The 24,324-nt window shown below is 72.3% G+C and carries 22 protein-coding genes and 1 tRNA gene; 18 read left to right on the top strand and 5 right to left on the bottom strand.

Features of this window, described 5'->3' with window-relative positions:
- Window positions 1-2: 2 nt before the first annotated feature.
- From folP to ABIB37_RS03320, 3 genes are read left to right on the top strand one after another with little or no spacing between them, the layout of a single operon-like run.
- On the top strand, window positions 3-1,226 hold the full coding sequence (gene folP, locus ABIB37_RS03330; protein WP_354256669.1) for a dihydropteroate synthase: 1,224 nt from the start codon (window positions 3-5) through the stop codon (window positions 1,224-1,226).
- Window positions 1,227-1,282: 56 nt separating this feature from the next.
- On the top strand, window positions 1,283-1,723 hold the full coding sequence (gene folK, locus ABIB37_RS03325) for a 2-amino-4-hydroxy-6-hydroxymethyldihydropteridine diphosphokinase (protein ID WP_502914025.1): 441 nt from the start codon (window positions 1,283-1,285) through the stop codon (window positions 1,721-1,723).
- On the top strand, window positions 1,720-2,193 hold the full coding sequence (locus ABIB37_RS03320) for a DUF3180 family protein (protein WP_354256664.1): 474 nt from the start codon (window positions 1,720-1,722) through the stop codon (window positions 2,191-2,193). The genes folK and ABIB37_RS03320 overlap by 4 nt, the downstream gene beginning before the upstream one ends.
- A gap of 13 nt (window positions 2,194-2,206) precedes the next feature.
- Here the strand turns inward: ABIB37_RS03320 and ABIB37_RS03315 are convergent, their stop codons facing one another.
- Entirely contained in the window at window positions 2,207-3,151 is a 945-nt protein-coding gene (locus tag ABIB37_RS03315; protein ID WP_354256661.1) for an LCP family protein, read from the bottom strand.
- Window positions 3,152-3,303: 152 nt separating this feature from the next.
- Between ABIB37_RS03315 and ABIB37_RS03310 the strand changes: the two genes are divergently transcribed.
- The 7 genes from ABIB37_RS03310 (at window position 3,304) to ABIB37_RS03280 (ending at window position 10,957) form a co-directional block, all read left to right on the top strand.
- Entirely contained in the window at window positions 3,304-3,798 is a 495-nt protein-coding gene (locus ABIB37_RS03310; RefSeq protein WP_354256658.1) for a PH domain-containing protein, read from the top strand.
- On the top strand, window positions 3,795-5,999 hold the full coding sequence (locus ABIB37_RS03305; protein WP_354256655.1) for a PH domain-containing protein: 2,205 nt from the start codon (window positions 3,795-3,797) through the stop codon (window positions 5,997-5,999). The genes ABIB37_RS03310 and ABIB37_RS03305 overlap by 4 nt, the downstream gene beginning before the upstream one ends.
- The gene (locus ABIB37_RS03300) at window positions 5,996-6,691 is read left to right on the top strand and encodes a DUF2520 domain-containing protein (RefSeq protein WP_354256652.1); all 696 of its coding nucleotides are present in this window, start codon (window positions 5,996-5,998) and stop codon (window positions 6,689-6,691) included. The genes ABIB37_RS03305 and ABIB37_RS03300 overlap by 4 nt, the downstream gene beginning before the upstream one ends.
- A gap of 95 nt (window positions 6,692-6,786) precedes the next feature.
- Window positions 6,787-7,650 (top strand): pantoate--beta-alanine ligase, encoded by an 864-nt coding sequence (gene panC / locus ABIB37_RS03295; protein WP_123696987.1) that lies wholly within the window; start codon window positions 6,787-6,789, stop codon window positions 7,648-7,650.
- An 83-nt stretch (window positions 7,651-7,733) separates the two neighbouring features.
- Complete coding sequence (locus tag ABIB37_RS03290; RefSeq protein ID WP_354256649.1) at window positions 7,734-9,485, top strand: lysine--tRNA ligase; 1,752 nt, start codon at window positions 7,734-7,736, stop codon at window positions 9,483-9,485.
- Window positions 9,486-9,585: 100 nt separating this feature from the next.
- On the top strand, window positions 9,586-9,864 hold the full coding sequence (locus tag ABIB37_RS03285) for a hypothetical protein (RefSeq protein WP_354256646.1): 279 nt from the start codon (window positions 9,586-9,588) through the stop codon (window positions 9,862-9,864).
- A 94-nt stretch (window positions 9,865-9,958) separates the two neighbouring features.
- Window positions 9,959-10,957 (top strand): IS481 family transposase, encoded by a 999-nt coding sequence (locus ABIB37_RS03280; protein WP_354261514.1) that lies wholly within the window; start codon window positions 9,959-9,961, stop codon window positions 10,955-10,957.
- Between the two features lie 95 nt (window positions 10,958-11,052).
- On the opposite strand, the gene ABIB37_RS03275 is transcribed toward ABIB37_RS03280, so the two are convergent.
- From ABIB37_RS03275 to ABIB37_RS03265, 3 genes are read right to left on the bottom strand one after another with little or no spacing between them, the layout of a single operon-like run.
- Window positions 11,053-12,465 carry a CPBP family intramembrane glutamic endopeptidase gene (locus ABIB37_RS03275; RefSeq protein ID WP_354256643.1) on the bottom strand — a complete coding sequence of 471 codons (1,413 nt, stop codon included), beginning with the start codon at window positions 12,463-12,465 and terminating at the stop codon, window positions 11,053-11,055.
- Between the two features lie 27 nt (window positions 12,466-12,492).
- Window positions 12,493-12,741 carry a helix-turn-helix domain-containing protein gene (locus ABIB37_RS03270; RefSeq protein WP_354256640.1) on the bottom strand — a complete coding sequence of 83 codons (249 nt, stop codon included), beginning with the start codon at window positions 12,739-12,741 and terminating at the stop codon, window positions 12,493-12,495.
- A complete protein-coding gene (locus tag ABIB37_RS03265) occupies window positions 12,741-13,487 on the bottom strand; it encodes a hypothetical protein (RefSeq protein ID WP_354256637.1) in 747 nt (248 codons plus the stop codon). The genes ABIB37_RS03270 and ABIB37_RS03265 overlap by 1 nt, the downstream gene beginning before the upstream one ends.
- A gap of 179 nt (window positions 13,488-13,666) precedes the next feature.
- On the opposite strand from ABIB37_RS03265, the gene ABIB37_RS03260 reads away from it, so the two are divergent.
- From ABIB37_RS03260 to ABIB37_RS03245, 4 genes are all read left to right on the top strand, one after another.
- Window positions 13,667-16,147 (top strand): ATP-dependent Clp protease ATP-binding subunit, encoded by a 2,481-nt coding sequence (locus ABIB37_RS03260; RefSeq protein ID WP_123696992.1) that lies wholly within the window; start codon window positions 13,667-13,669, stop codon window positions 16,145-16,147.
- Window positions 16,148-16,327: 180 nt separating this feature from the next.
- On the top strand, window positions 16,328-19,270 hold the full coding sequence (locus tag ABIB37_RS03255; protein WP_354256634.1) for a cell wall-binding repeat-containing protein: 2,943 nt from the start codon (window positions 16,328-16,330) through the stop codon (window positions 19,268-19,270).
- Window positions 19,271-19,446: 176 nt separating this feature from the next.
- The gene (locus ABIB37_RS03250) at window positions 19,447-19,935 is read left to right on the top strand and encodes an amino-acid N-acetyltransferase (RefSeq protein WP_354261512.1); all 489 of its coding nucleotides are present in this window, start codon (window positions 19,447-19,449) and stop codon (window positions 19,933-19,935) included.
- 25 nt (window positions 19,936-19,960) lie between these two features.
- Complete coding sequence (locus ABIB37_RS03245; protein WP_354256631.1) at window positions 19,961-20,623, top strand: hypothetical protein; 663 nt, start codon at window positions 19,961-19,963, stop codon at window positions 20,621-20,623.
- A gap of 101 nt (window positions 20,624-20,724) precedes the next feature.
- Here the strand turns inward: ABIB37_RS03245 and radA are convergent, their stop codons facing one another.
- Window positions 20,725-22,083, bottom strand: a complete 1,359-nt coding sequence (gene radA, locus ABIB37_RS03240; RefSeq protein ID WP_123696996.1) for a DNA repair protein RadA — start codon at window positions 22,081-22,083, stop codon at window positions 20,725-20,727.
- Window positions 22,084-22,226: 143 nt separating this feature from the next.
- Between radA and ABIB37_RS03235 the strand changes: the two genes are divergently transcribed.
- From ABIB37_RS03235 to ABIB37_RS03220, 4 genes are all read left to right on the top strand, one after another.
- On the top strand, window positions 22,227-22,595 hold the full coding sequence (locus ABIB37_RS03235; protein WP_354256628.1) for a VOC family protein: 369 nt from the start codon (window positions 22,227-22,229) through the stop codon (window positions 22,593-22,595).
- A complete protein-coding gene (locus ABIB37_RS03230) occupies window positions 22,592-23,131 on the top strand; it encodes a GNAT family N-acetyltransferase (protein ID WP_354256625.1) in 540 nt (179 codons plus the stop codon). The genes ABIB37_RS03235 and ABIB37_RS03230 overlap by 4 nt, the downstream gene beginning before the upstream one ends.
- Before the next feature lie 11 nt (window positions 23,132-23,142).
- Window positions 23,143-23,233 (top strand) — tRNA-Ser (locus ABIB37_RS03225).
- Between the two features lie 237 nt (window positions 23,234-23,470).
- Complete coding sequence (locus ABIB37_RS03220) at window positions 23,471-24,316, top strand: DUF2188 domain-containing protein (RefSeq protein WP_354256622.1); 846 nt, start codon at window positions 23,471-23,473, stop codon at window positions 24,314-24,316.
- Window positions 24,317-24,324 lie beyond the last annotated feature (8 nt).

Below are 24,324 nucleotides of genomic sequence, written 5' to 3'. Positions count from 1 at the left end.
CGGTGGCGACGCAGCGCACCGAGGTCTGGGGCATCCTCAACGTCACCCCCGACTCGTTCAGCGACGGCGGCCGCTACATCGACGCGGGTGCGGCGATCGCCCACGCGCGGCGCATGCGGGCGCAGGGTGCCGGCGTCATCGACATCGGCGGCGAGTCGACCCGTCCTGGCGCCTCGCCCATCGATCCCGACGAGGAGCAGCGCCGCATCCTGCCGGTCGTGACGGAGCTCGTGCGGGAGGGCATCCGCGTCTCGGTCGACACCATCCACGCGACGACCGCGCGCGCCGCGATGGCCGCAGGCGCCGAGATCATCAACGACGTGACGGCCGGCGAGCACGACCCCGACATGCTGCGCACGGTCGCGGAGGGCGGCGCGCGCATCGTGCTCATGCACTCCCGCGGCATCGACGTGACGCAGGACACCCACTACGACGACGTCGTGCGCGAGGTCGTCGAGCACCTCGAGCGACGGATCGACGCGGCGGTCGACGCGGGCATCGCGCGCGAGCGCATCATCCTCGACCCGGGCTTCGGCTTCTCGAAGGGGGCGGCCGACAACTGGCGACTGCTCGCCGGGCTGCACCACCTCGTCGAGCTCGGGCTGCCCCTGCTCGTCGGCACGAGCCGCAAGCGGTTCCTCGGCGACCTCGTGCCCGAGGGCGCGCCCGCCTCGGAGCGCGATGCGGCGACCGCCGCGACCTCGCTGCTCGCCGCCCAGCGCGGCGCCGGCTCCGTGCGCGTCCACGACGTCGCCTCGACGGTCTCCGCCGTGCGGTCGCTCGATGCCGTCCGACGCGCCGACGGCCCCGACTGGGACGTCGTGCTCGACGACGTCGAGCGGCTGCACGGCACGATCGACCTCCGGGGCATCCGAGCGACCGGGCACCACGGCGTGCTGCCCGAGGAGCGCAGGGACGGGCAGGAGTTCGTCGTCGACGTGTCGCTCGGCCTCGACGTGCGCGAGGCCGTCGCGACCGACGACGTCGCGCGCACCGTGCACTACGGCGAGCTCGCCGAGCGGATCGTGGCGGCGATCGAGCGCGACCCGGTCGACCTCATCGAGACGCTCGCCGACCGCATCGCGCACGTCTGCCTCGAGGACCGCCGCGTCGGGCACGCGGTCGTGACCGTGCACAAGCCGAGCGCGCCCATCGCCGTGCCGTTCGGCGACGTCGCGGTGACCGTGCAGCGGGCGCGGCTGCGGCGCGGCGGGGGCATCCGTTGAGGCTCTCGCTCGAGCGGCGAGCCGTGCTGTCGCTCGGGGCCAACCTCGGTGACCGCGTGGCCACCATCGACCGCGCCGTGCGCGCGCTCGACGCGATCGACGGCATCCGGGTGCTCGACCGCTCGAGCACGTGGGAGTCGCCGTCGTGGCACCCCGACGGCGAGGGGCTCTCGCCCGACTACGCCAACATCGTCGTGATCGTCGGCACGACGCTCGAGCCGCTCGAGCTGCTCGACGCGATCCGGGCGGTCGAGGATGCGCTCGGCCGCGTGCGCGAGGAGCGCTACGGCAGCCGCACGATCGACATCGACATCGTCGCGATCGGCGCGCTCGAGCTCGACACCGACGAGCTGACGCTGCCGCACCCGCGCGCGCACGAGCGGCAGTTCGTGCTGCAGCCGTGGCTCGAGGTCGAGCCGGCCGCGGCGCTGCCCGCCCACGGCCCGATCGCCGAGCTCGCCGAGTACGCCGACGGCGACGTCTGGCGGCTCGCGTGAGGCGCACCTCCGCGACCGCGCTCATCCTCAGCGCGGTCGTCGCGGCGGCCCTCGCGTGGATGGTCGAGGCGATGCTCGTCATGAGCGGCCGCCCGGCGGTCGTGCCGACCGTGACGCTCGGCATCGCGCTGGCGCTGCTCGGTGGCGTGCTGCTGCTGCTCGCCTGGCCGGTGCGCCAGGCCGCGCGCGGCAAGCGGCGCGTCGACTACCGGCACGCCACGAGCGTGCTCGGCTTCGCGAAGGCCAACGCCGTCGTCGGCGCGCTGCTCACGGGCGCCGCGCTCGGTGCGCTCGCCTTCTTCGCGACCCGCGCGGTGGTCGCCGGGGACGCGGTGCTCGCGGTGACCGTGATCGCCGTCGGCGCTGCGATCGAGCTCGGCGCCGGCCTGCTCGCCGAGCACTGGTGCGTGCTGCCGCCCGACGACGAGGATGACGCCGCCGTCACGGGCTCCGCGCCGGAGCCGGCCTAGTCGAACCCCGGGCTCAGCGTTCCGCGGCGGGCTCGAACGTCGACATCGAGTCCTGGTCGAAGGCCTCGCGGATCTCCTCGACGCCCTCCCAGTTGACGTAGACGACCGACTGGTCGCCCTCCATGCCTGTGCCGAGCGTCGGCATCGTGAAGCTCTGGATGCGCGTCGAGTCGAGCTGCGCGAGCTGCGGCCCGAGGCCGAGCGCGACCGGCAGCGAGAAGGTGTCGGACGTCGCGAGGTGCGGCGTCACGGTGGCGAGCAGGTTCGCCATCCGCTCCGGGTTCGTGAGGTTCTCGCGCGTCATCATCTGCTCGATCGCGCCGCGCAGCAGCGCGCGCTGGTTGTGCGAGCGCTGGTAGTCGCCGTCGGAGAAGGGGTACCGGGCGCGCACGTAGGCGAGCGCCTCGTCGCCGGAGACGGTGATCTCGCCCGCGGGGAAGTCGTAGCCGCGGTCGCTGAAGGCGATGTCGTTCTGCAGCGTCACGCCGCCGAGCGCCTCCGTGAGCCCCTTGAAGCCCTCGAAGTCGATGACCGCGACGTGGTCGATGCGCTGGTCGATGATGCCCTCGACGGTCTGCACCATGAGCGGCACACCCCCGAGCGAGAGCGCGGCGTTGACCTTCTGGGTGCCGTGGCCCGGGATCTCGACCCACGAGTCGCGCATGATCGACATGATCTGCACCGTCTCTCGGTCCGGCGGGATGTGGGCGACCATGATCGTGTCGGCGCGGTCGCCGAGGCTCGTCAGCAGCGAGCCGTCCGAGGCGCGCGCATCGCTGCCGAGCAGCAGGACGTTGATGGGGGAGCCGGACTCGGTCGCCTGCTGGGTCGGGCGCAGCGACTCCTCGGGGAACGCGGTCTCGATCGTCTCGACCTGCTGCACCGAGGGATTGATGCGCAGAAAGTACCACCCGATGGCCGCGAGCAGCGCCAGCACGATGACGCCGACGATCGACACGGCGATCCATCGGCCTGCATGCCGTCGTCGCGGCTGGGTCTCCGAAGTCACGAGGGCAGTATCGCAGACGGCCCGTTCAGCGCCCTCGGGCTAGCCTGGAGGCCGGCCGCCGAGGGCCGCCGGCGATCGCCGGAGAGCAGTGGAGGAACCCCGTGGCAGAACGCCTCGACGTCACCGGCGCCTGGCAGCGCATCAGCATGCGCTACGCGGTGGTCGAGTCGATCGGGTCCGTGATCGGCTGGGTCATCGTCGGCGTCGGCGTCACCGTCCCGCTCTGGCTCCTGCACGACGGCGACATGCCGCTGTGGGCGTGGCTGCCGCTCATCGGCGCGGCGGTCCTGGCGATCGTCGGCGTCGTCTGGTCGTTCCTCCGCACCCGCACGATCGGCTACCTGCAGCGCGACGACGACCTGCTCGTGCGCCGGGGCATGCTGTTCCGCCGCTTCGTCGCCGTCCCCTACGGCCGCATGCAGATCGTCGACATCACGCAGGGCCCGATCGAGCGGATGTTCGGCCTCAAGTCGCTCAAGTTCGTCACGGCCGCCGCGTCGAGCGCCATCACGATCCCTGGCATGCCGGGCTCGACGGCGGAGGAGCTGCGCGACCACCTCGTGGCCGTCTCCGAGTCCCGACGGGCCGGTCTGTGACCGACGCGCCCCGCCCGCCGCAGGCACCGGGGGAGCGGTGGCCGGCGCAGCAGCAGCCGACGCAGCAGTGGCCGCAGCAGCAGCCTTGGCCGCAGCCTCAGGGGGCTCCGCAGCAGGAGGCGGCTCCGCAGCAGCAGCAGCAGCCCGCCGCGGGCGACGCGCGCGCGAAGGCGATCGAGCTCGTCGATGGCGAGTGGCACCGGCTGCACCCGGCGACGCCGCTGCTGCGCGGCGGCCTCGCCCTCATCATCGTCCTCGGCATCATCGTCTCGACCTTCCGCGACCGGCTCATCGGCATCGTCGTGCCCGAGGAGTGGAACGAGTTCGAGCAGGACCCGTTCGGCGACTTCATCATCGACCAGCTGCTGTGGGTCGCGCTCGGCACCGTCGGGCTCGTGCTGCTCGGCATCCTCGTCTTCTGGCTGAGCTGGCGCGTGCACCGCTTCCGCATCACCGGCGACGCGGTCGAGGTGCAGCAGGGCATCCTCGTCAAGCGGCACCGCCGCGCGCCGCTCGCGCGCATCCAGGCGATCAACATCCAGAAGCCCTGGTTCGCGCGGCTGCTCGGCGCGTGCAAGTTCGAGGTGCAGCAGGCGGGCAACGACGCCAACGTCGACCTCAACTACCTGAGCTCGTCGGTCGCGGATGCGCTGCGCTACGAGGTCATGGACCGCGCCTCCGGGCGGTCCGCCGCCGACGCCCAGCGCATGGCGACCGAGCGCGCCGGCACCGCGGGCGGCGTCGTCAACGAGTTCCTGAGGCCCGACGCCGAGATCGCGCACCTCGCGCCCCACTCGCTCGTGCGCATCCCGCTGGGCCGCATCGTCGCCTCGTCGCTGCTCGACGGCTGGATCGTCTGGGCGGTCGCCTACGCGATCGGCACGCTCGTGCTCATCATCGGCTTCCAGCAGTTCTGGGCCGTGTTCGCGCTGCTGCCCGGCGCGATCGCCTTCTTCGCCGCCGGCATGCGCTCGCTCGGCTCGAAGCTGCGCTACTCGATCGCGGCGACGCCCGACGGCATCCGGCTCGCCTACGGCCTCGCCTCGACGACGACCGAGATCCTGCCGCCGGGGCGCATCTTCGCGCTGCAGGTGAAGCAGCCGCTGCTGTGGCGGCCGTTCGGGTGGTGGCAGGTGACGTTCACGCGCGCCGGCAAGTCGAAGCCCGACGGCTCCGGCCAGGGCGGGCAGAGCAGCCAGATGGCGAGCTACCTGCTGCCGGTCGGCGACCTGCGCGACGTGCGCACGGTCGTCGGGCTCGTGCTGCCAGAGCTCGCGCACTCGCCGCTCGTCGACGCGGGCCTCTTCGGGCAGGCGCCCGACGCGTTCGTCGTGAGCCCGCCGCGGGCTCGGGCGTTCCGCTGGTTCTCGGTGCGCCGCAACGGCTTCCACGTCCACGACGCGGCGTTCCTGCTGCGGACCGGTCGCATCTGGCGCTCGCTGCAGCTCGTGCCGCAGGCCCGCGTGCAGTCGGTCGCGCTGCAGCAGGGGCCGATCTACGGCCTCGCGCGTCTCGGCCGCGTGCAGTTCCACGTCCCCGACACCGTGCTCTCGCCCGGCATCGGCGCGATCGACCAGGGCGACGCCCGCATCCTCTTCGACCACGCGATGCGCACCGTGAAGGTCGCGATCGACCGGGATGCGTCGGAGTCGTGGGCCGCGTCGCTCTCGCGCAACGCCGTGCTCGAGACCGCGCCCGCGGTGCAGGACGGCCTGATGTCGCCGCCGAGCCCGCCGGTCGCGGCGCCGTGGCAGCAGGTGCAGCAGCAGTGGCCGTCGCCGCCGCCGCAGCAGCCGTGGCAGCAGTCGCAGCAGCAGCCCCCGCAGCAGCAGCCCGCATGGCAGCACCCGCAGCACCCGCAGCACGCGCAGCAGAGCCCGCCGCGCGCGCCGCAGCAGTGGGTGCCCGCGGGGCCGCCCGCCGGGCCCGGCCAGCAGTGGACGCAGCAGCGCCCGCCGGGCCAGCACGCGGCGCCGCCGCAGCCGTGGCCCGCGCAGCCGCAGTCGTCGCAGCAGCCGCAGCCGCCGCAACCGCAGCAGCAGCCGCCGCAACCGCAGCAGCAGCCGTGGCCGTCGCAGCAGCAGCCGCCGCAGCAGCAGCCGGCGCCGCCGACCTCGGTGCCGCAGCCCCCGACCCAGCCGCCCCAGTCCCCGCAGCAGCACCCCGACCCGCGCTGGCAGCGGCCGCGGGACGAGTCGTGAAGCCCGGCAGGCTCGGCGTCGGCATCATCGGCGCCGGCCGCGTCGGCCCCGTGCTCGGCGCGGCCCTCGCGGGCGCGGGCCACGCGATCGTCGGCATCGACGCCACCGGCGAGGACGCGATCGAGCGCGCGGAGGCCGTGCTGCCGGGCGTCGAGCTGCTCGACGCGCCGACGATCGTCGAGCGGGCCGAGCTCGTGCTGCTCGCCGTGCCCACCGCCGAGCTGCCGGGCCTCGTCGCGGGGCTCGCGGCGACCGGCGCGTGGCAGCCTGGCCAGCTCGTGGTCCACACGGCGGCCGAGCACGGGGTCGCGGTGCTGCAGCCCGCGGTCGCCCGCGGCGCGATCCCCATCGCGCTGCACCCTGCGATGACCTTCACCGGCACGTCGCTCGACCTCTCTCGCCTGCTCGACGCCACCGTCGCCGTGACCGCGCCCGGCCCCGTGCTGCCGATCGGGCAGGCACTCGCGGTCGAGATGGGCGCCGAGCCGATCGTCGTCGACGAGGCCGACCGGCCCGCCTACGCCGAGGCCGTCGGCGTCGCGGCCGGCTTCGCCGACGGGCTGGTCGCGCAGGCGATGCGGCAGCTCCATGAGATCGGCATCGAGCGGCCGGCGCGCGTGCTCGGCGGCGTCGTCCGCTCGGCCGTCGAGTCGGCGCTCGCCCGCTACCCCGACCCGCCCCTCCAGCCCTGATCTCAACGTCGCCGGTGGTCGCGGAAGGCCGCATGGCGGATGCGCGACCACCGGCGACGTTGAGATGGACGGGGGATGGGCGCGCCTAGGCTTGCGTGGTGCCCGACGCCATCCAGACCCTGACGACCATCGACGCCGCTCGCGCGCTCGTCCGCGCCGCCCGCGCCGAGGGCAGGCGCATCGCGCTCGTGCCGACGATGGGCGCGCTCCACGACGGGCACGTGGAGCTCATGCGCGAGGCCCGCGAGCACGCCGACCTCGTGATCGCGTCGGTGTTCGTCAACCCGATGCAGTTCGGGCCGCACGAGGACCTCGCCCGCTACCCCCGCACCCCGGAGGCCGACACCGATCGGCTCGCGGAGCTCGGCGTCACCGCGGTCTTCATGCCGACCGTCGAGGAGATGTACCCGGACGGCGGCCGCTCGTCCACCGTCGTCACCGCCGGCCACCTCGGCACGGTGCTCGAGGGCCGCAGCCGGCCCGGTCACTTCGACGGCATGCTCACCGTGGTCGCGAAGCTGCTCGCCATCGTGCAGCCCGACGTCGCCGTCTTCGGCGAGAAGGACGCGCAGCAGCTCTTCCTCGTGCGGCGCATGGTGCGCGACCTGAACGTGCCGGTCGAGGTGCTCGGCGTGCCGACCGTGCGCGAGCCCGACGGCCTCGCGCTCTCGAGCCGCAACCGCTTCCTGCAGGCGGGGGAGCGGGCGGATGCGCTCGCGCTCTCGCGCGCGCTCGAGGCGGCGGGCGCGGCATCCGACCGCGGCGTCGAGGCGATGCTCGCCGCCGCGCAGGGCGTCATGCAGGACGACTCCGGCGTGCGACTCGACTACCTCGCCGTGGTCGACCCGCGCACCTTCACCGGGGCATCCGAGCACCACCGCGGCCCCGTGCAGGTGCTCGTCGCCGCGCGCGTCGGCACGGTCCGGCTGATCGACAACGCCACGTTCACGATCGGCTGACCGCGCGGGCACGATCGGCTGACCGCGCGGGCACGATCGGCTGACCGCGGCGGCGCCGCCCCGGCTCGGTAGGATCGATGGTCGTGACCGAGTCCCAGCAGCCATCGCCCGAGCCCGCCATCGAGCACGAGCGCGCCGACTGGGTCTCCCGCCTCGCCGACGAGGTCATCGCCGAGGCTGAGCGCCGCGGCACCCGGCCGGTCGCGGCATCCGGCATCTCGCCATCTGGGCCGATCCACCTCGGCAACTTCCGCGAGGTCATGAGCCCGCACCTCGTCGCCGACGAGCTGCTGCGCCGCGGTGTCGACGCCGAGCACCTCATCTCGTGGGACGACTACGACCGCTTTCGCAAGGTGCCGGCAGGCATCGATGGCGTCGACGCGTCGTGGGCGGAGCACATCGGCAAGCCGCTCACGAGCGTGCCCGCCCCTCCCGGCAGCACGGCGGACTCCTGGGCCGCCCACTTCCGCGCGCAGGCCGAGGCGTCGTTCGCCGAGGCGGGCGTGCGCTACCGCGGCATCAGCCAGACCGAGCAGTACGCCGCGGGCGCCTACACCGAGCAGATCCTGCACGCGATGCGCCACCGCCGCGAGATCGACGCGATCCTCGAGCAGTACCGCACGCTCCCCGCCGCGAAGGACGAGGACGAGGCGCTGCAGGCCGCGCTCGACGCCGGGTCCGGCGCCGCGGCCGAGGACGACGGCTCGGCGGGCGCCGAGTACTACCCGTACAAGCCCTACTGCACCGTGTGCGGCACCGACCTCACGACGATCGAGGCGTACGACGACGACTCGACCGAGATGACGTACGCGTGCCAGTGCGGGCACCGAGAGACGGTGCTGCTGCGCGAGTTCCGCTCCGGCAAGCTCGTCTGGAAGGTCGACTGGCCGATGCGCTGGGCCTACGAGCGCGTCGTCTTCGAGCCCTCGGGCGTCGACCACCAGTCGCCAGGGTCGTCGTTCCAGGTCGGCCTCGAGCTCGCACCGGTGTTCGGCTGGGAGCGGCCGCTCGGCCCGATGTACGCGTTCGTCGGCTTCGGCGGCGTCGCGAAGATGTCGTCGTCGCGCGGCGGCGCCCCGGTGCCGGCGGATGCACTCGCGGTCATGGAGGCGCCGGTGCTGCGCTGGCTCTACGCTCGGCGTCGCATGAACCAGTCGTTCGACGTCGCGTTCGGCTCCGACCTGCAGCGCACCTACGACGAGTGGGATGCGCTGCTGCGCAAGGCGGCCGCCGGCACAGCGCAGCCTGCCGAGCTCGCCGCGCTCGAGCGCGCGACCGCGACGGCCCACGAGCGGCTGCCCCAGACGCCGCGCCGCGTCGCGTACCGCACCCTCGCATCCGTCGTCGACATCACGTTCGGCGACGAGGCGCAGATCCTGCGCATCTTGCGCGGGCTCGACGAGACCGACCCGATCGTCGACCTGGACCCGCTGCGGCCCCGGCTCGACCGGGTGGAGGCGTGGGTCGCGACGCACATGCCCGCCGACGAGCACACGACCGTGCGGGAGTCGCCCGACCGCGAGGCGCTCGACGCGCTCACCGAGGTCGAGCGCGAGGCGCTGGGCCTGCTGCTCGACGGCGGTCAGGGGCTGCCCGCCATCGAGGACAGCTGGACGCTCGACGGCCTCACCCACCAGACCTACGGCGTCGCGAAGGTGCAGCGCGGGCTCGAGCCCGACGCGATCGTGAAGGGCGACAAGGCGCTCTCCGCCGCGCAGCGCGCGTTCTTCGCGCTGCTCTACCGCCTGCTCGTCGGGCGCGACACCGGCCCGCGCATCCCGACTCTGCTGCTGGCGATCGGCTCCGAGCGCGTCCGCGCGCTGCTCACCACCTGACCCCCTCGCGAACTTCCCTCAACCGCGGGGTTCGGCGCGAGGAACCCGCGGTTCGGGGAAGCTCGGCGTCGTGGCCGGGCGGGCGCGGTACCCTGGATGCATGCCTGAGAGCTGGTGGGGGAACGCGATCTTCTCGCTCATCCCGACGATCGTGCTCGGGCTCATCTTCTGGATGGTCATGCGGATGATCATCCGCGGCGATCGCACCGCCCGCCTCAAGTACGACCAGATCGAGGCCGAGGAGCGCGCGAAGGCCGGCCTGCCGCCGCGCGCGACCGCTGCCGCCGCGCCCGTCGCCGGCCAGCCTGCCGCGACGACGGCCACGGCGGCCGAGCGGCCGCCCGAGGCAGCGCCCGGGCAGGACCGCACCTCCGCCTAGCTGTACTTCCTCGGGAGGTTGTGAACGCTTGGCATAGGTGAAGGCCTCCTCGGAGGATGTGGGTAACCACACTCACGTCGTCCAGGAGGCCTTCATGTCCAACCGTAATCTCGCGCTCTCACCTGCCACCAGGGAGAGGATCGCGCGGCTGGTGCTCGAGAGCGGCTGGCCCGTCCGTCGGGTCGCGGAGCGGTTCCAGTGCTCTCCGGCGACCGTGTCGCGGTGGTCGTCTCGGCGGGCTGAGGGCGAGCCGATGACCGATCGCTCTTCGCGGCCTCTGTCGTCTCCGCGTCGGACGCCATCGCGGCTGGAGCGGCGGATCATCTGCCTCCGGTTCACGCGCCGTTGGGGACCGCACCGCATCGGCTATCACCTGCGCATCCCGCGCTCCACGGTCAGCCACGTCCTGAGCCGCTACCGGATGCCGCTGCTGGCCCACCTGGACCAGGCCACCGGTCTCCCGACCCGCCGCCCGCGACCGGTCCGCTACGAGGCGGCCGCGCCCGGCCAGCTGGTCCATGTCGACATCAAGAAGCTCGGTCGTATCCCCGACGGAGGCGGCTGGCGCGTCCACGGCCGCGGCTCCGCCCAGGACCGCGCCGCCGGCGCCGTCCGCGACCGAGCGGCCAGAGCAGGCGCCGCCGGCAGCCGCGGCTACGCATTCCTGCATCATGCGGTCGACGACCACTCCAGGCTCGCCTACTCCGAGATCCTCACCGATGAGCGCCGCGAGACCGCAGCGGGCTTCTGGTCACGCGCCCGCGACTTCTTCCGCGCCGCCGGCTTCGAGGTCACGGCAGTGATGACCGACAACGGCTCCTGCTACCGCTCCCACGTGTTCCGCGACGCGCTCGAGGGCATCCAGCACCGCCGCACCCGGCCCTATCGGCCACAGACGAACGGCAAGGTCGAACGCTTCAACCGCACCCTCGCGAACGAATGGGCCTACGCGAGCACCTACCGGTCAGAGGCCGAGCGGGCAGCCACCTACGACGCCTGGGTCCACACCTACAATCACCACAGACCCCACACCGCGCTGAACGGCCAGACACCCGCCCAACGCGTTCACAACGTCACGAGGAACTACACCTAGCGCAGCGCGCGCTCACCGGTGCGCTGCTCAGTGCTCCGATCGGCGCTCCGCGCAGCGCACCGCTCAGTGCCCTCCGCGCAGCGCGTGCCCGCCGCTCAGCGCGCCCCGACCGGCTCGGGCGTCGGCTGCACGCGCGTCGCCTCCGGCTGGGGCTCGAGCAGCTCCGCGCCCGGAGCGCCGACCGTCGAGCGCTGCGACCTCGCGAGGAAGAAGTGCACGGCCACGTAGGCGAGGCCGAGCGCGAGCGCGGTGATGCCGAACGACATCCAGTCCTCGCCGGCCACGGGCTGCGACGAGGCGAACGCCGACGTGCCGGTGAGCGCGAGCGGCACCATGATGAAGACGTTGTTCGCGGTGTGCAGCACCGACGCGGCCTCGAGCCCACCCGTGCGGTAGGTGAGCATCGAGCAGGTGAAGCCGACGAGCGAGAGCTGCAGCGTCGCCGAGATCGACGGATGCGCGTGCATGGCGCCGAAGAGCAGCCCGGTCGCGAGGCCGGTCCAGATCGCGTTGCCGAAGCGTCCGCGCAGCACCCACGGCCCGACCGCGGCCGCGACGAGCGCGAGCAGCGAGAGGTACCAGGTGGCGGGCTGCAGCACCATCACGGCGGCGACCGGCAGCAGCATCACGAGCGCAGGCACGTAGCGGTGCACGCGCCAGCCGGCCATCATCTGCGGCAGCAGGCCGCGGAAGGTGAACTCCTCGCCCGTCGCCTGCAGCGGCGTCGTCAGCAGCACGATCGCCACGAGCCCCCAGTTCGGGTTCCACTGCCACTCGACCGACGGGTCGAGCCACAGCGAGATGCCGATGTAGACGGCGAAGATCGGCAGGATCACGATCGCGGCGCGGCCGACGGTGCCCCAGCGCCAGCGGCCCACGACGCTCGATGCGTAGCCCGCGGCGCCCTTGCCGAACGCCGCCATCGCGACGATCGCGCCCGGGATCATCGCGGCCCACGCCATGTTGACGCCCGCCATGCCGAGCGGCGTGCCGAGGATCTCGCCGAGCAGGTCGGCGGCGATGTCCGGGTCGCTCGCGGTCGCCGGGTCGAGGGTGCTGAAGAAGTCGACCATGCCGGGCATGAGCAGCGCGACCGAGACCACCTGGCCGCCGAAGAAGAAGCCGATGGCGATCGCCCAGGCGAGGAACCAGCGGCCCACGCGTCGCTCGAGCGGCTGGAACGCCATCGCGTAGGGCTGGCCGTCGACGGGCAGTGCGGCCGGCAGCAGCGCAGGCTTCTTCGGCGGCGCGGGCTGCGGCGCGAGGCCGGGCTGGCCGTGGGGCGCGGGCGCGTACGACGGATGCGGAGCGCCCCGGACGTAGGGCGGCTGCCCGTACGGCTGCTGCCCGTAGGCGGGCTGCCCGTACTGAGGCTGCCCGTACTGAGGGTGTCCGTACTGGGGCTGCTGCCCGTACTGCGGCTGCTGCCCGTACGGGGGCTGCACCTGCTGCTGCATGCCCTGGTCGTGCTGCGGCTGGCTCCAGGGCTGGGCGGGCTGATCGGTCACCATGCTCCTCGCGTCTGAACCTCGAGGCTACCGAGGCCGCTTCTGCGTTCGATGGGTGTCGACTGCGAAGAGGTCGCCGGGCTGGCAGTCGAGCGCGTCGCACAGCGCGATGAGCGTCGAGAACCGGATCGCCCGCGCGCGATCGTTCTTCAGCACCGAGAGGTTGACGAGGCTGACGCCGACCGCGTCGGCGAGGGCGGTGAGCGTCATGCCCCGCTCGACGAGCAGCTCGTCCAGCCGGCAGTGGAGCCGGGAGATGTCCTCCTCGGCGGGCACTAGACGAGGCCCTCGGTGTCGCGCTGCAGTCGTCCGCCGACGCGCAGGACCGCGGCGAGCGCGGCGAGGCCGAGGCCCGCGCCGACCGGCCACATGGGCACCTCGACGGCGAACGTCGCCGCGGGCATCAGCACGTTCGGGTCGTCGACGGCGCCGGGCAGCGTCGCGCTCGTCCACTCGAGCACCTCTGCGGCCGCCATGCTGCCCGCGACATCGCCGAGCACCTGTGCGGCGAGCCCGCCGACGAGGACGACGGCGGCCGTGATCATCGTGAGCCGCGCGAGCACCGGCGCGAACGGCCGACCGGCCTGGAGCTGCCTGCAGCCCACCGCGACCAGCACGGCGACCAGGCCGGGCACGAACCATGCCAGCCCCTGCGCGATCGCCCAGCAGACCCGGGCTCCGGTGCTGAGCCCGTCGACGAGCAGGGTCGCCGCGGTGAAGCCTCCAGCCACGCGCGTCGCGCTCGTGCCATCGATGGCCGCGCCGTCGGGGAGCTGGGGCCAGAACTCGCGGACCGGCACGACGATCGAGACCTGTGGTCCCAGCAAGGTCGCGAGCACGGCGATGGTGCCCCCGATGAGCGCGAGGACCGCGGTCACCACGGCGACGACGAGCGCGGCGGTCACGACCGGCCCGGCGTCGCCGTCACGGCGGGCCCGCAGCGCTGCGAGCACGAGCCCGACGGTCAGCAACATGACGAAGAGCACGGCCGCACCCGCGAATGCTCCGATGACTCCGGACATGGCGTACTCCCTCGCTCGACCATATCGATGATCGTTATTAACGATCTTCGTGAAGCATGCAGCATCGGTCGAGCGCGCGCAAGCGTCGGTCGGCGTCCTCCCGTGTCGCGCCGACAGCGAACACGGCCCCTCGCGAGAACCCCCGCGACTACGCTCGCAGTCAAGGAAGGGAGCCAGCGATGTTCGAGAGATTCACCGACCGCGCTCGCCGCGTCGTGGTGCTCGCCCAAGAAGAGGCGAAGCTGCTCAACCACAACTACATCGGCACGGAGCACATCCTGCTCGGGCTCATCCACGAGGGTGACGGCGTCGCCGCGAAGGCCCTCGAGCAGCTCGGCATCTCGCTCGATGCCGTGCGCGCCCAGGTCCAGGACATGATCGGCACCGGCAGCCAGCAGACGACGGGGCACATCCCGTTCACGCCGCGCGCCAAGAAGGTGCTCGAGCTCAGCCTGCGCGAGGCGCTGCAGCTGGGCCACAACTACATCGGCACCGAGCACGTGCTGCTCGGCCTCATCCGCGAGGGCGAGGGCGTCGCCGCACAGGTGCTCGTCAAGCTCGGCGCCGACCTCAACCGCGTGCGCCAGACGGTCAACCAGCTCCTGGCCGGCTACCAGGGCAAGGAGACGACGGCCGTCGGCGGCGAGCAGACGCAGCAGACCGACGCCAAGGGCTCGCAGATCCTCGACCAGTTCGGGCGCAACCTCACGCAGGCTGCCCGCGACGGCAAGCTCGACCCGGTCATCGGTCGCGAGAAGGAGATCGAGCGGGTCATGCAGATCCTCTCGCGCCGCTCGAAGAACAACCCGGTGCTGATCGGCGAGCCCGGCGTCGGCAAGACCGCCGTCGTCGAGGGCCTCGCGCAGGCGATCGTCAAGGGCGAGGTGCCCGAGACGCTCAAGGACAAGCAGGTCTACACGCTCGACCTCGGCTCGCTCATCGCGGGCAGCCGCTACCGCGGCGACTTCGAGGAGCGCCTCAAGAAGGTGACGAAGGAGATCCGCACCCGCGGCGACATCATCACCTTCATCGACGAGATCCACACGCTCGTCGGCGCAGGTGCTGCCGAGGGCGCGATCGACGCCGCCAACATCCTGAAGCCGCTGCTCGCCCGTGGCGAGCTGCAGACCATCGGCGCCACGACGCTCGACGAGTACCGCAAGCACTTCGAGAAGGATGCCGCGCTCGAGCGGCGCTTCCAGCCCATCCAGGTGCAGGAGCCGTCGGTCGCGCACACGATCAACATCCTCAAGGGCCTGCGCGACCGCTACGAGTCGCACCACAAGGTCACGATCACCGACGGCGCGCTCGTCGCGGCCGCCAACCTGGCGGACCGCTACGTGCAGGACCGCTTCCTGCCCGACAAGGCGATCGACCTGATCGACGAGGGCGGCGCCCGCCTGCGCCTCTCGATCCTCTCGGCACCGCCCGAGCTCCGCGAGTTCGACGAGCGGATCGCCGGCGTGCGCACCCGCAAGGAGGCCGCCATCGACGGCCAGGACTTCGAGGCCGCCGCTCGACTGCGCGACGAGGAGAAGGAGCTGCTCGGCGAGCGGCTCCGCACCGAGAAGCAGTGGCGCAACGGCAACGGCGGTCCGACCGGCGTGCTCGACGAGGGCGTGATCGCGGAGGTGCTCGCCAACGCGACCGGCATCCCCGTGTTCAAGCTCACCGAGGAGGAGTCGGCTCGACTCATCTTCATGGAGAAGGCGCTGCACCAGCGCGTCATCGGCCAGGACGAGGCGATCAGCGTGCTCGCCAAGACCATCCGCCGGCAGCGCGCGGGCCTCAAGGACCCCCGCCGCCCCTCGGGCTCGTTCATCTTCGCCGGCCCCACGGGCGTCGGCAAGACGGAGCTCGCGAAGGCGCTCGCGGAGTTCCTCTTCGACGACCAGGACGCGCTGATCTCGCTCGACATGTCGGAGTACAGCGAGAAGCACACCGTCTCGCGGCTCTTCGGCGCCCCTCCCGGGTTCGTCGGCTTCGAGGAGGGCGGCCAGCTCACCGAGAAGGTGCGCCGCAAGCCGTTCTCGGTGGTGCTCTTCGACGAGATCGAGAAGGCGCACAACGATATCTTCAACTCGCTGCTGCAGATCCTCGAGGAGGGTCGTCTCACCGACGGCCAGGGCCGCGTCGTCGACTTCAAGAACACCGTCATCATCATGACGACGAACCTCGGCACGAAGGACATCTCCGGCGGCCCCGTCGGCTTCGTGCTCGAGGGCTCGACGCACGGCGACTACGAGCAGATGCGCGCGAAGGTCCGCGAGGAGCTCAAGCGCAACTTCAAGCCGGAGTTCCTCAACCGCGTCGACGAGACGATCGTCTTCCCGCAGCTCAGCAACGACGAGCTGCTGCAGATCGTCGACCTGTTCATCAAGCGGCTCCAGGAGCGCCTGCTGGACCGCGACATGACGATCGAGCTCACCGAGCCCGCCAAGAAGCGGCTCATCCAGGTCGGTCACGACCCGGCGCTCGGCGCACGGCCGCTGCGTCGCGCGGTGCAGCACGAGATCGAGGACGTGCTGAGCGAGAAGATCCTGCACGGCGAGCTCGGATCGGGCGAGCACGTGACGGTCGACTTCGCCGACAACGAGTTCGTGTTCACGCACACGAGCCCCGAGCCGCACCAGCCGGAGCTCGCGCCCGCCGACGCCTGATCGACGAGCGACGCAGAAGAGGGGACCCCGCGGGGTCCCCTCTTCTGCGTCTCCGGCATCGTCACCGGCTGTTCACCTCGCTGCAACGATTGGTCCTCGCGATTCGGCCTCCGACTTCATAGGCTCACCAGTGGCGTGTCCTGCTCGCCGTCTGGATCCCTTCGCATCGGAGAAACACCCGTGATCAAGCACATGAAGCGCAACCTGGCGGCTGGCGCCGCCTGCGCCGTCGCCATGGGGCTGCTCGTCGCCCCGCAGGCGGCGGTCGCCACTGGCGCCGGCACCGCCGACGTCGGCGCCGCGGCCGCCACCCCTGGCCTCGTGAACATCCTCCACTTCAACGACTTCCACGGTCGCTTGCAGGCACCGGCCGGCACCTCCGCCGACCCGACGCCGCGCGGCGGCACGGTGGGCTTCGCCGGCACGATCGAGCAGCTGCGCGCCACGCACGGCGACGACGCCTCGCTCCTGCTCTCCGGCGGCGACAACATCGGCGCCTCGCTCTACGCCTCCGCGTCGCAGCAGGACACCCCCACGCTGGAGGTCCTGAACGCGCTCGAGGTCGACGCGGCGGCCGCCGGCAACCACGAGTTCGACCGCGGCATCGACGACCTCCAGGGCCGCGTCCGCGACACCGCCGACTTCCCCTACCTCGCGGCGAACGTCACGCGCGACGGCACCCCGATCGACCAGGGCTACGAGCTCTTCGAGGTCAACGGCGTCACCGTCGGCGTCATCGGCGCCGTCACGCTCGAGACCCCGACGCTCGTCGACCCGTCCGGCATCCAGGGCGTGGTCTTCACCGACCCGGTCGACGCGGTCAACGCGATCGCCGCGCGGCTCTCCGACGGCGACGCCGCCAACGGCGAGGCCGAGCTGCTCATCGCCGAGTACCACGAGGGCTCGCAGGCGACGCTCGCGCTCAACGCGCCGCAGGACGTCCAGGCCGCAGCGCTCGAGGCGTCGATGGATTCGTCCGCCGCGTTCCGCTCGATCGTCGAGGAGACCGCCCCCGCCGTCGACGTGATCTTCAACGGCCACACGCACAAGCCGTACTCCTGGCTCGCGCCCGCGCCCGAGGGCAGCCAGCAGGACGTGCGCCCGGTCGTGCAGAGCGGCCAGTACGCCGAGAACGTGAGCCAGGTGGTCGTCGTCATCGACCCCGCCACCGGCGCCGCGAGCTTCCCGACGGTGCAGAACGTCGCGCGCACGACGACGCCGGCGTCCGAGCTGATCGCCGCGTACCCGCGGGTCGCGGCCGTCGACACGATCACGACCGCGGCGCTCGAGCAGGCGGCGGTCATCGGTCGCGAGCCGCTGGGCGAGATCACCGGCGACATCACCACCGCCTTCGTCGGCGAGGCCCGCGACGACCGCGCCAGCGCATCCACGATGGGCACGCTCGTCGGCAACATGCTGCGCGACCAGCTCTCCGCAGACAACCGCGGCGGCGCCGAGATCGGCATCACGAACCCGGGCGGCCTCCGCGACGAGTTCTACTTCGAGGCCGCCGAGGGCGAGTCCGAGGACGGCATCGTGACCGTCGGCGAGGCCGCCGCGGTGCTGCCGTTCGCGAACAACCTCTGGACGACGACGCTCACGGGCGAGCAGCTGAAGGTCGTGCTCGAGCAGCAGTGGCAGCGGGCCGCCGACGGCACCGTGCCCTCGCGCGCCTACCTGCAGCTCGGCTTCAGCGACAACCTCGAGTACACCTACGACTCGACGCTCCCCGAGGGCTCCCGCATCACGGGCATCTGGGTCGACGAGCAGTGGGTCTCGGCGGCCGACACGTTCCGCGTGGCCGTGCCCAGCTTCCTGCTGTCGGGCGGCGACAACTTCCGCGGCTTCATCGCCGGCACGGACGACCGCGACTCGGGTCTCGTCGACTCCGAGGCCTTCGAGGCGTACCTCGAGGCGCAGTCCCCGATCTCGCCCGACTACTCGCGCCGCCAGCTCGAGGTCGTCGGCATGCCGACCGCCCCGGTCGCCGTGGGCTCCGAGGTGTCGCTGACCGTGGACGAGATCGACCTCACCTCGCTCGGCACCCCCGAGAGCGTGGAGCTCGACCTCTACTACGGCGAGGAGCTGCTCGGCTCGTACCCCGTCACCGACGACTCGGCGACCGTCACGTTCGACGTGCCGCTGCTGCGCGGCGACGACCGCTTCGAGCTGCGCACCGACTTGGGCACCGCGGTGCCGCTCGCGATCTCGATCGCGTTCGAGTCGGACCGCGTCGCGGGCGACGACCGCTTCGCGACCGCCGTCGAGCTCTCGGCGAGCACGTACGCCGACGGCGCTGACGTCGTCTACGTCGCGAGCGGCGAGAACTGGCCCGACGCGCTCGCCGCCGGCCCCGCCGCAGCGCACGAGGGCGGCCCGCTGCTCCTCGTCCGCAAGGGCGAGGCTCCGCAGATCGTGCTCGACGAGATCGAGCGCCTCGGCGCCGGCCGCGTCGTGATCGTGGGCGGCGAGCCGACGATCAGCACGGCGACGCAGGCGCAGATCGACGCGCTCGCATCGGTCACGACGGTCCAGCGCCTCGCGGGCGACGACCGCTACGAGACCGCGCAGCTGGTCGCGGACTACGCCTTCGAGTCGGCGACGGGTGCCTACGTGGCAACCGGTCGCAGCTTCCCCGACGCCCTGTCGGCCGGCGCGGCTGCCGGTCACCTCGACCAGCCGCTGCTGCTCGTCGACCCGGACGAGCGGATCCCCGCCGCGACGCTCGGCTCGCTCGACGCGCTGGGCGTGGACCGCGTGCGCGTCACCGGCTCGATCGTCACGATCCCGTCGGCGATCGCCGGCGAGCTCGTCGACGCCGGCTTCACCGTGAGCCGGCTCGGCGGCATCGATCGCTTCGCGACGTCGGCCATCATCACGGCCTCGGCGTTCGACGCTCCGGTCGAGATGGCGTACCTCGCGTCCGGCGAGAACTACCCCGACGCCCTCGCGGGCGCCGCGGTGGCCGGCGCGACCGACGTGCCGCTGCTCATCACGCGCGCCACGTGCGTGCCGGAGCGGGTGCACGACGAGCTCGAGCGCCTGCAGGTGTCGAGCGTGTCGCTCATCGGCGGCGAGCCGACGCTGCACCAGGCGGTCGCGTCGCTGACCGTCTGCGGCTGATCGGCTGATCTGATCGACGCGGAGGGGCGGGGCTGCGGCTCCGCCCCTTCGGCGTCGGCTGGCTCATGGCCCCGCGCTCAGCTCCCGCGCGCGTAGGCTCGATGACCGTGACCACCGACGCAGTCCCCACCGAGGCGCCCGCAGCCGGCGCACCCGCACTCGACCCCTCGGCGCTCGTGGTCCGTCGTGCCCGAACCGGCGACGTGCGGGCGATGCGCGACCTCATCGAGCCATACGTCGAGCGGCGCATCCTGCTCGGCAAGGAGCTCGTCACGCTGTTCGAGGCCGTCCAGGAGTTCGTCGTGGCCGAGCGCGACGGGCAGATCGTCGGATGCGGTGCGCTGCACGTGCTGTGGGAGGACATCGGTGAGGTGCGCACGATCGCGGTCGCCGAGGGGGCCCTCGGCCGCGGCGTCGGGCACGCGATGCTCGAGGCGCTCGAGCAGCGTGCCATCGACCTCGGGCTCTCGCGGCTCTTCTGCCTGACGTTCGAGACCGCGTTCTTCGGCCGCCACGGCTACGTCGAGGTCGCCGAGCAGGTCGTGAGCCCCGACGTGTTCGCCGAGCTCGTCCGCTCGCCCGACGGCGGCATGGCCGAGTTCCTCGACCTCGCGCACGTCAAGCCGAACACGCTCGGCAACACGCGCATGCTCAAGCGGCTCTGAGCCGCCGCTCGCCTACCCTGGATCGATGAGCAAGGCACCCACTGCGAAGCGCCGCGCCGCCGTGCGCCGGCGACGCACGCTGCTGGCCCTGCTCGCGATCCTCGCCGTCGTCGCCGTCGTGCTGCTCGTGTGGCGCCCGTGGCAGGCGCCGGAGGCCGTCGTGCCCGCGCCGAGCGGCAGCGCCGCGGCTCCCGTCGACAGCCCCGCACCGAGCGAGACGCCGACGCCCACGCCGACCGGGCCCTTCACGCCCGTCGGCGGCAGCGACGAGACCGGCGAGCCGACCGAGCCGTGCGCGGCGGAGCAGATCGCCATCACCCCCTCGGTCGACAAGGACACCTACGCGGCCGACGAGCGGGTGCAGCTGTCGTTCACGATCGAGAACACCGGCGAGGGCGCCTGCTCGCTCAACGCCGGCACGAGCGTGCAGGAGTACGAGATCCGCGCGGGGGACCAGGTCGTCTACCGCTGGTCGGACTGCGCAGCAGACGTGCAGGACAACGTCGTGCAGCTCGAGCCGGGCGTGGCCCAGTCGACCGTGCCGATCGAGTGGGACCGCACCGCCTCGTCGATCGAGACGTGCACCGCGGAGCGGCCGCAGGTCGACGCCGGCGGCGCCACGTACACGCTCGCGGTGCGCGTGGGCGACTACGCGAGCCAGCAGAGCGCGCAGTTCGTGCTGCAGTAGGCCAGCTCTTGGGTCTCGGTACGCGCGCGGCTTCGCCGCGTGCTACTCGACCTTGAGCCCTACAGCCGCAAGGCCGCTTCGCGGCATTGCGGCCTCCGGGCTCAAAATTCGGGGACGGCCACGAGGTGGCTCGGCTCCGCCTGCTTGCGGCCGGCGGCGATCGTCTCGGCGACCGCGATGCGCACGAGCGCCACGCCGTCGTCGACGAAGCGCGAGTAGCCGAGTCGTCGTGCCTCGCCCTCGCGCCGCTTCGTCGCGGACGCCGCGCGGATCTCGCCCGCGAGCGAGATCTCGCCCACCGCGGCGAGCGCGCGCGGCAGTGCGACGTTGCGGTGGGCGCTCGCGATCGACAGCGCGATGGCCAGGTCGGCGCCGGGCTCGGTGAGCTTGATGCCGCCGACCGTCGAGACGTAGACGTCGTGGCTGCCGAGGCTCAGCAGCGCGTGCCGCTCGAGCACCGCGAGCACCATCGCGACGCGCGACGCGTCGACGCCGTTCACGACCCTTCGAGGCTGCGCGGTCGAGGCGGGCACGACGAGCGCCTGCACCTCGACCGGGAGTGCCCGTCGGCCTTCGAGCGCGATCGTGACGCACGTGCCGGCGAGGGGCGTCGCCGAGCGCGACAGGAAGAGGCCGGAGGGGTCGGGCACCTCGACGATCCCGTCGCCCGTCATCTCGAAGCAGCCGACCTCATCCGTGGGGCCGAAGCGGTTCTTCGACGCGCGCACGAAGCGCAGCGCCGTCTGCCGGTCGCCGTCGAAGTGCGCGACCACGTCGACGAGGTGCTCGAGCACGCGCGGGCCGGCGACCGAGCCGTCCTTCGTGACGTGGCCGACGAGCAGCAGCGGCACGTCCGCGTCCTTCGCCGCTCGCGTGAGCGCGGCAGCCACATCGCGCACCTGGCTCGGCCCGCCCGCGAGCGCCTCGTTCTCGGCGTTCGCGACCGTCTGCACCGAGTCGATGATCACGAGCTCCGGGTCGGTGTCGCGGATCTGCCCGAGGATCGTGGCGAGGTCGGTCTCGCTCGCGAGGTACAGCTGCGGCTCGAGCGCGCCGGTGCGCTCGGCGCGCAGCCGCACCTGCGCGAGCGACTCCTCGCCCGAGACGTAGAGCACGCGACGACCCGAGTGCGCGGCCTTCGCGGCGACCGCGAGCAGCAGGGTCGACTTGCCGACGCCCGGCTCGCCCGAGCACAGCACGACCGCGCCGGGCACGAGGCCGCCGCCGAGCACCCGGTCGAACTCGGCGATCCCGCTGGGCCAGCGCGGCGCCTCGGCCGTACGCAGCTCGGTGATGGGGCGCGCGGCGCGCGCGTCAGGCACCGCGGCGGGCGCCACGCGCCTCGCCTGCACGCCGGCCTCGCCGACCGTGCCCCACTGCTGGCACTCGCCGCAGCGACCGACCCACTTCAGGGTCGTCCAGCCGCACTCGGAGCAGCGGTACGCGGGTGCCTTGACCATGTCTGCGAGGCTATCGGCGACCGCCCACCCCGCCCGGCGACGCTCCCCAGGCGCGGGGCGACGCGCCGGTCCGCGCGGGCGCGCGGAGACGAAGATGGCTCGGATTGCGGCGCAAATGGCCGACGACCGGCTACCGTGACCCCATGCTCACCGTCGGCTCGATCGTGATCCGGTGCAGCGACCTCGAGCGTCAGCTGCTGTTCTGGACAGCCGCGCTCGACTACGAGCCGCGCCTGCCGATCGACGACGACTTCGTGCTGCTGCGGCCGCGCGCGGACACCGGGCCCAACGTGTCGCTCGATGCGAACCCCTCCGAGCGGGTGCTGCCGCCGCGCATCCACCTCGACCTGTACGCCGACGACCAGTCCGCCGAGGTCGAGCGCCTCGAGTCGCTCGGGGCGCAGCGCGTGCACTGGCCCAAGCGCCCGCCGGACGCCGACTACCTCATCATGGAGGACCCCGAGGGCAACCGCTTCTGCGTCGTCGACGCCTCACCGGGGGATGCGGCATGAGCGCCCACGTGCGCGAGGCGACGGTCGCCGACTCGGCCGGCATCGCCCGCGTGCGCATCGAGACCTGGCGCGCCGCCTATCGCGGCCTCGTGCCGCAGGAGGTGCTCGACCGGCTGAGCGTCGAGCGCGAGACGATCCTGCGGATCGAGCGGTGGGACGAGCACCACGCGGATGCGGCCGCCCACGACCTCGTCGCGGTCGCCGACAGCGAGGTGGTCGGCTGGGCGTTCGCGGGCCGCGCCCGCGATCCCGACCCGCCCGCGACCGGCGAGCTCTACGCGATCTACGCGATCGCCGAGCGGTGGTCGCGCGGCGTCGGGCACGCGCTGCTCATGGAGGTCGAGCGTCGGCTCATCGCCGACGGGCACGAGGGCGCGTACCTGTGGGTGCTGGCCGGCAACGCCCGTGCCGCGGCCTTCTACGAGCAGCACGGCTGGCACGCCGACGGCGGCCGGAAGGTCGAGGAGGGCATGCACGAGGAGCGTCGCGTGCGCCTGTTCTCGGAGCGATTGGGCTCGGCCCCGAGCCTCGTGTAGGATCGTCCCTTGGTGACGTGTCCGAGCGGCCGAAGGTGCGACTCTCGAAAAGTCGTGTGGAGTAACCCTCCACCGTGGGTTCAAATCCCACCGTCACCGCCAGAGGCGAAGGCCCCGCATCCCGCAAGGGAGCGGGGCCTTCGTCGTCCCCAGTCGCGCCGCCGGATGTGCCGCGGGTGGACTCGGTCCATCGCTTCGCGTAGCTGCCGCCTCCTCGTCAGCGACAGTTTGCGGACGCGGGAGGCTCGCGAGCTGTTGTGCCCAAGCCAGGTAGACGGTCATTGACACTGCATGCACCCAGGAGGATCGTCGCGCCTGGGGGTAGAGCGGAGTCGCAAGGTGACGAACAACGTTCTCCATGTTCGACCTGACGCGGGTCAGTGGGTGATCCATGTTGCAGAACAGCCCATCCCTGTCAGTCGGCACGGCACGCAAGCGAGTGCGGTCGAAGCCGCTCGCGGGCTGCTGCTTTCAAGGGGCGGCGGCCAGCTCCATGTGCACGAGCTGAGCGGATCCGCTCGCCGTCTTGACGTGGGCGACCCCAATGCTGCGCTTTCGCCTGCAGATGCCTGGGCGGCGGCCGATGCTGCCATCGCGCGCGTGCGCGGTGAGGACGCGGACAGTGATGGAGACGCGGCGATGAGCAGGGCACTGCTGCTGGGACCCGATACGGCAAGCAGACGCGTGGCTCGGTCAGCGAATCTCTGGTTCGATGTGGTGGCGATCGCGGCGGGTCTGCTTGCCCCAGTAGTCGGAGTATCTCTTCTCACGCCAGGGCTCGAGGGCGGCGTGCTCGCAGTCTTCCTCTCAACCCTCGCCATCTCCCTCGGCGTCTTCCTTGCATTCGTCATCCTCGCGCGAACTCAAGGCACCGTGAAGGGCAACTACGGCGGCGTGTACGCGATCGTGGTGATCGCTGTGGCGCTGGTGGTGTCCAACGGGGTCGCCGACGCGGTTGGACAGTCGACGACGTTGACTGACGACCCCGCGGCCTACGCGGACCTCGAGCGTCTCATGTCGTCGGGGCCCTGGTATGCACGCGTCGCTGCGGGCGCTGGGTTCATCATCTGGACCGCTCTCGTCGGTGGAGCGTTCGTGTACGGCGCTGTCGGCCTCGTGCTCGCGATCGGAAGCGGCGTGCTCGTCGGTTGGCGCGCTCACGACTTGACGAAGTCCTTCGCCTGAGAGGCTCC

It is taken from the genome of Agrococcus sp. UYP10 (genome assembly GCF_040547205.1).
Classification (GTDB): domain Bacteria; phylum Actinomycetota; class Actinomycetes; order Actinomycetales; family Microbacteriaceae; genus Agrococcus; species Agrococcus jenensis.
The sequence above is the reverse complement of the archived record's forward strand: the minus strand, read 5'-3'. Positions and strand labels throughout refer to the sequence as shown.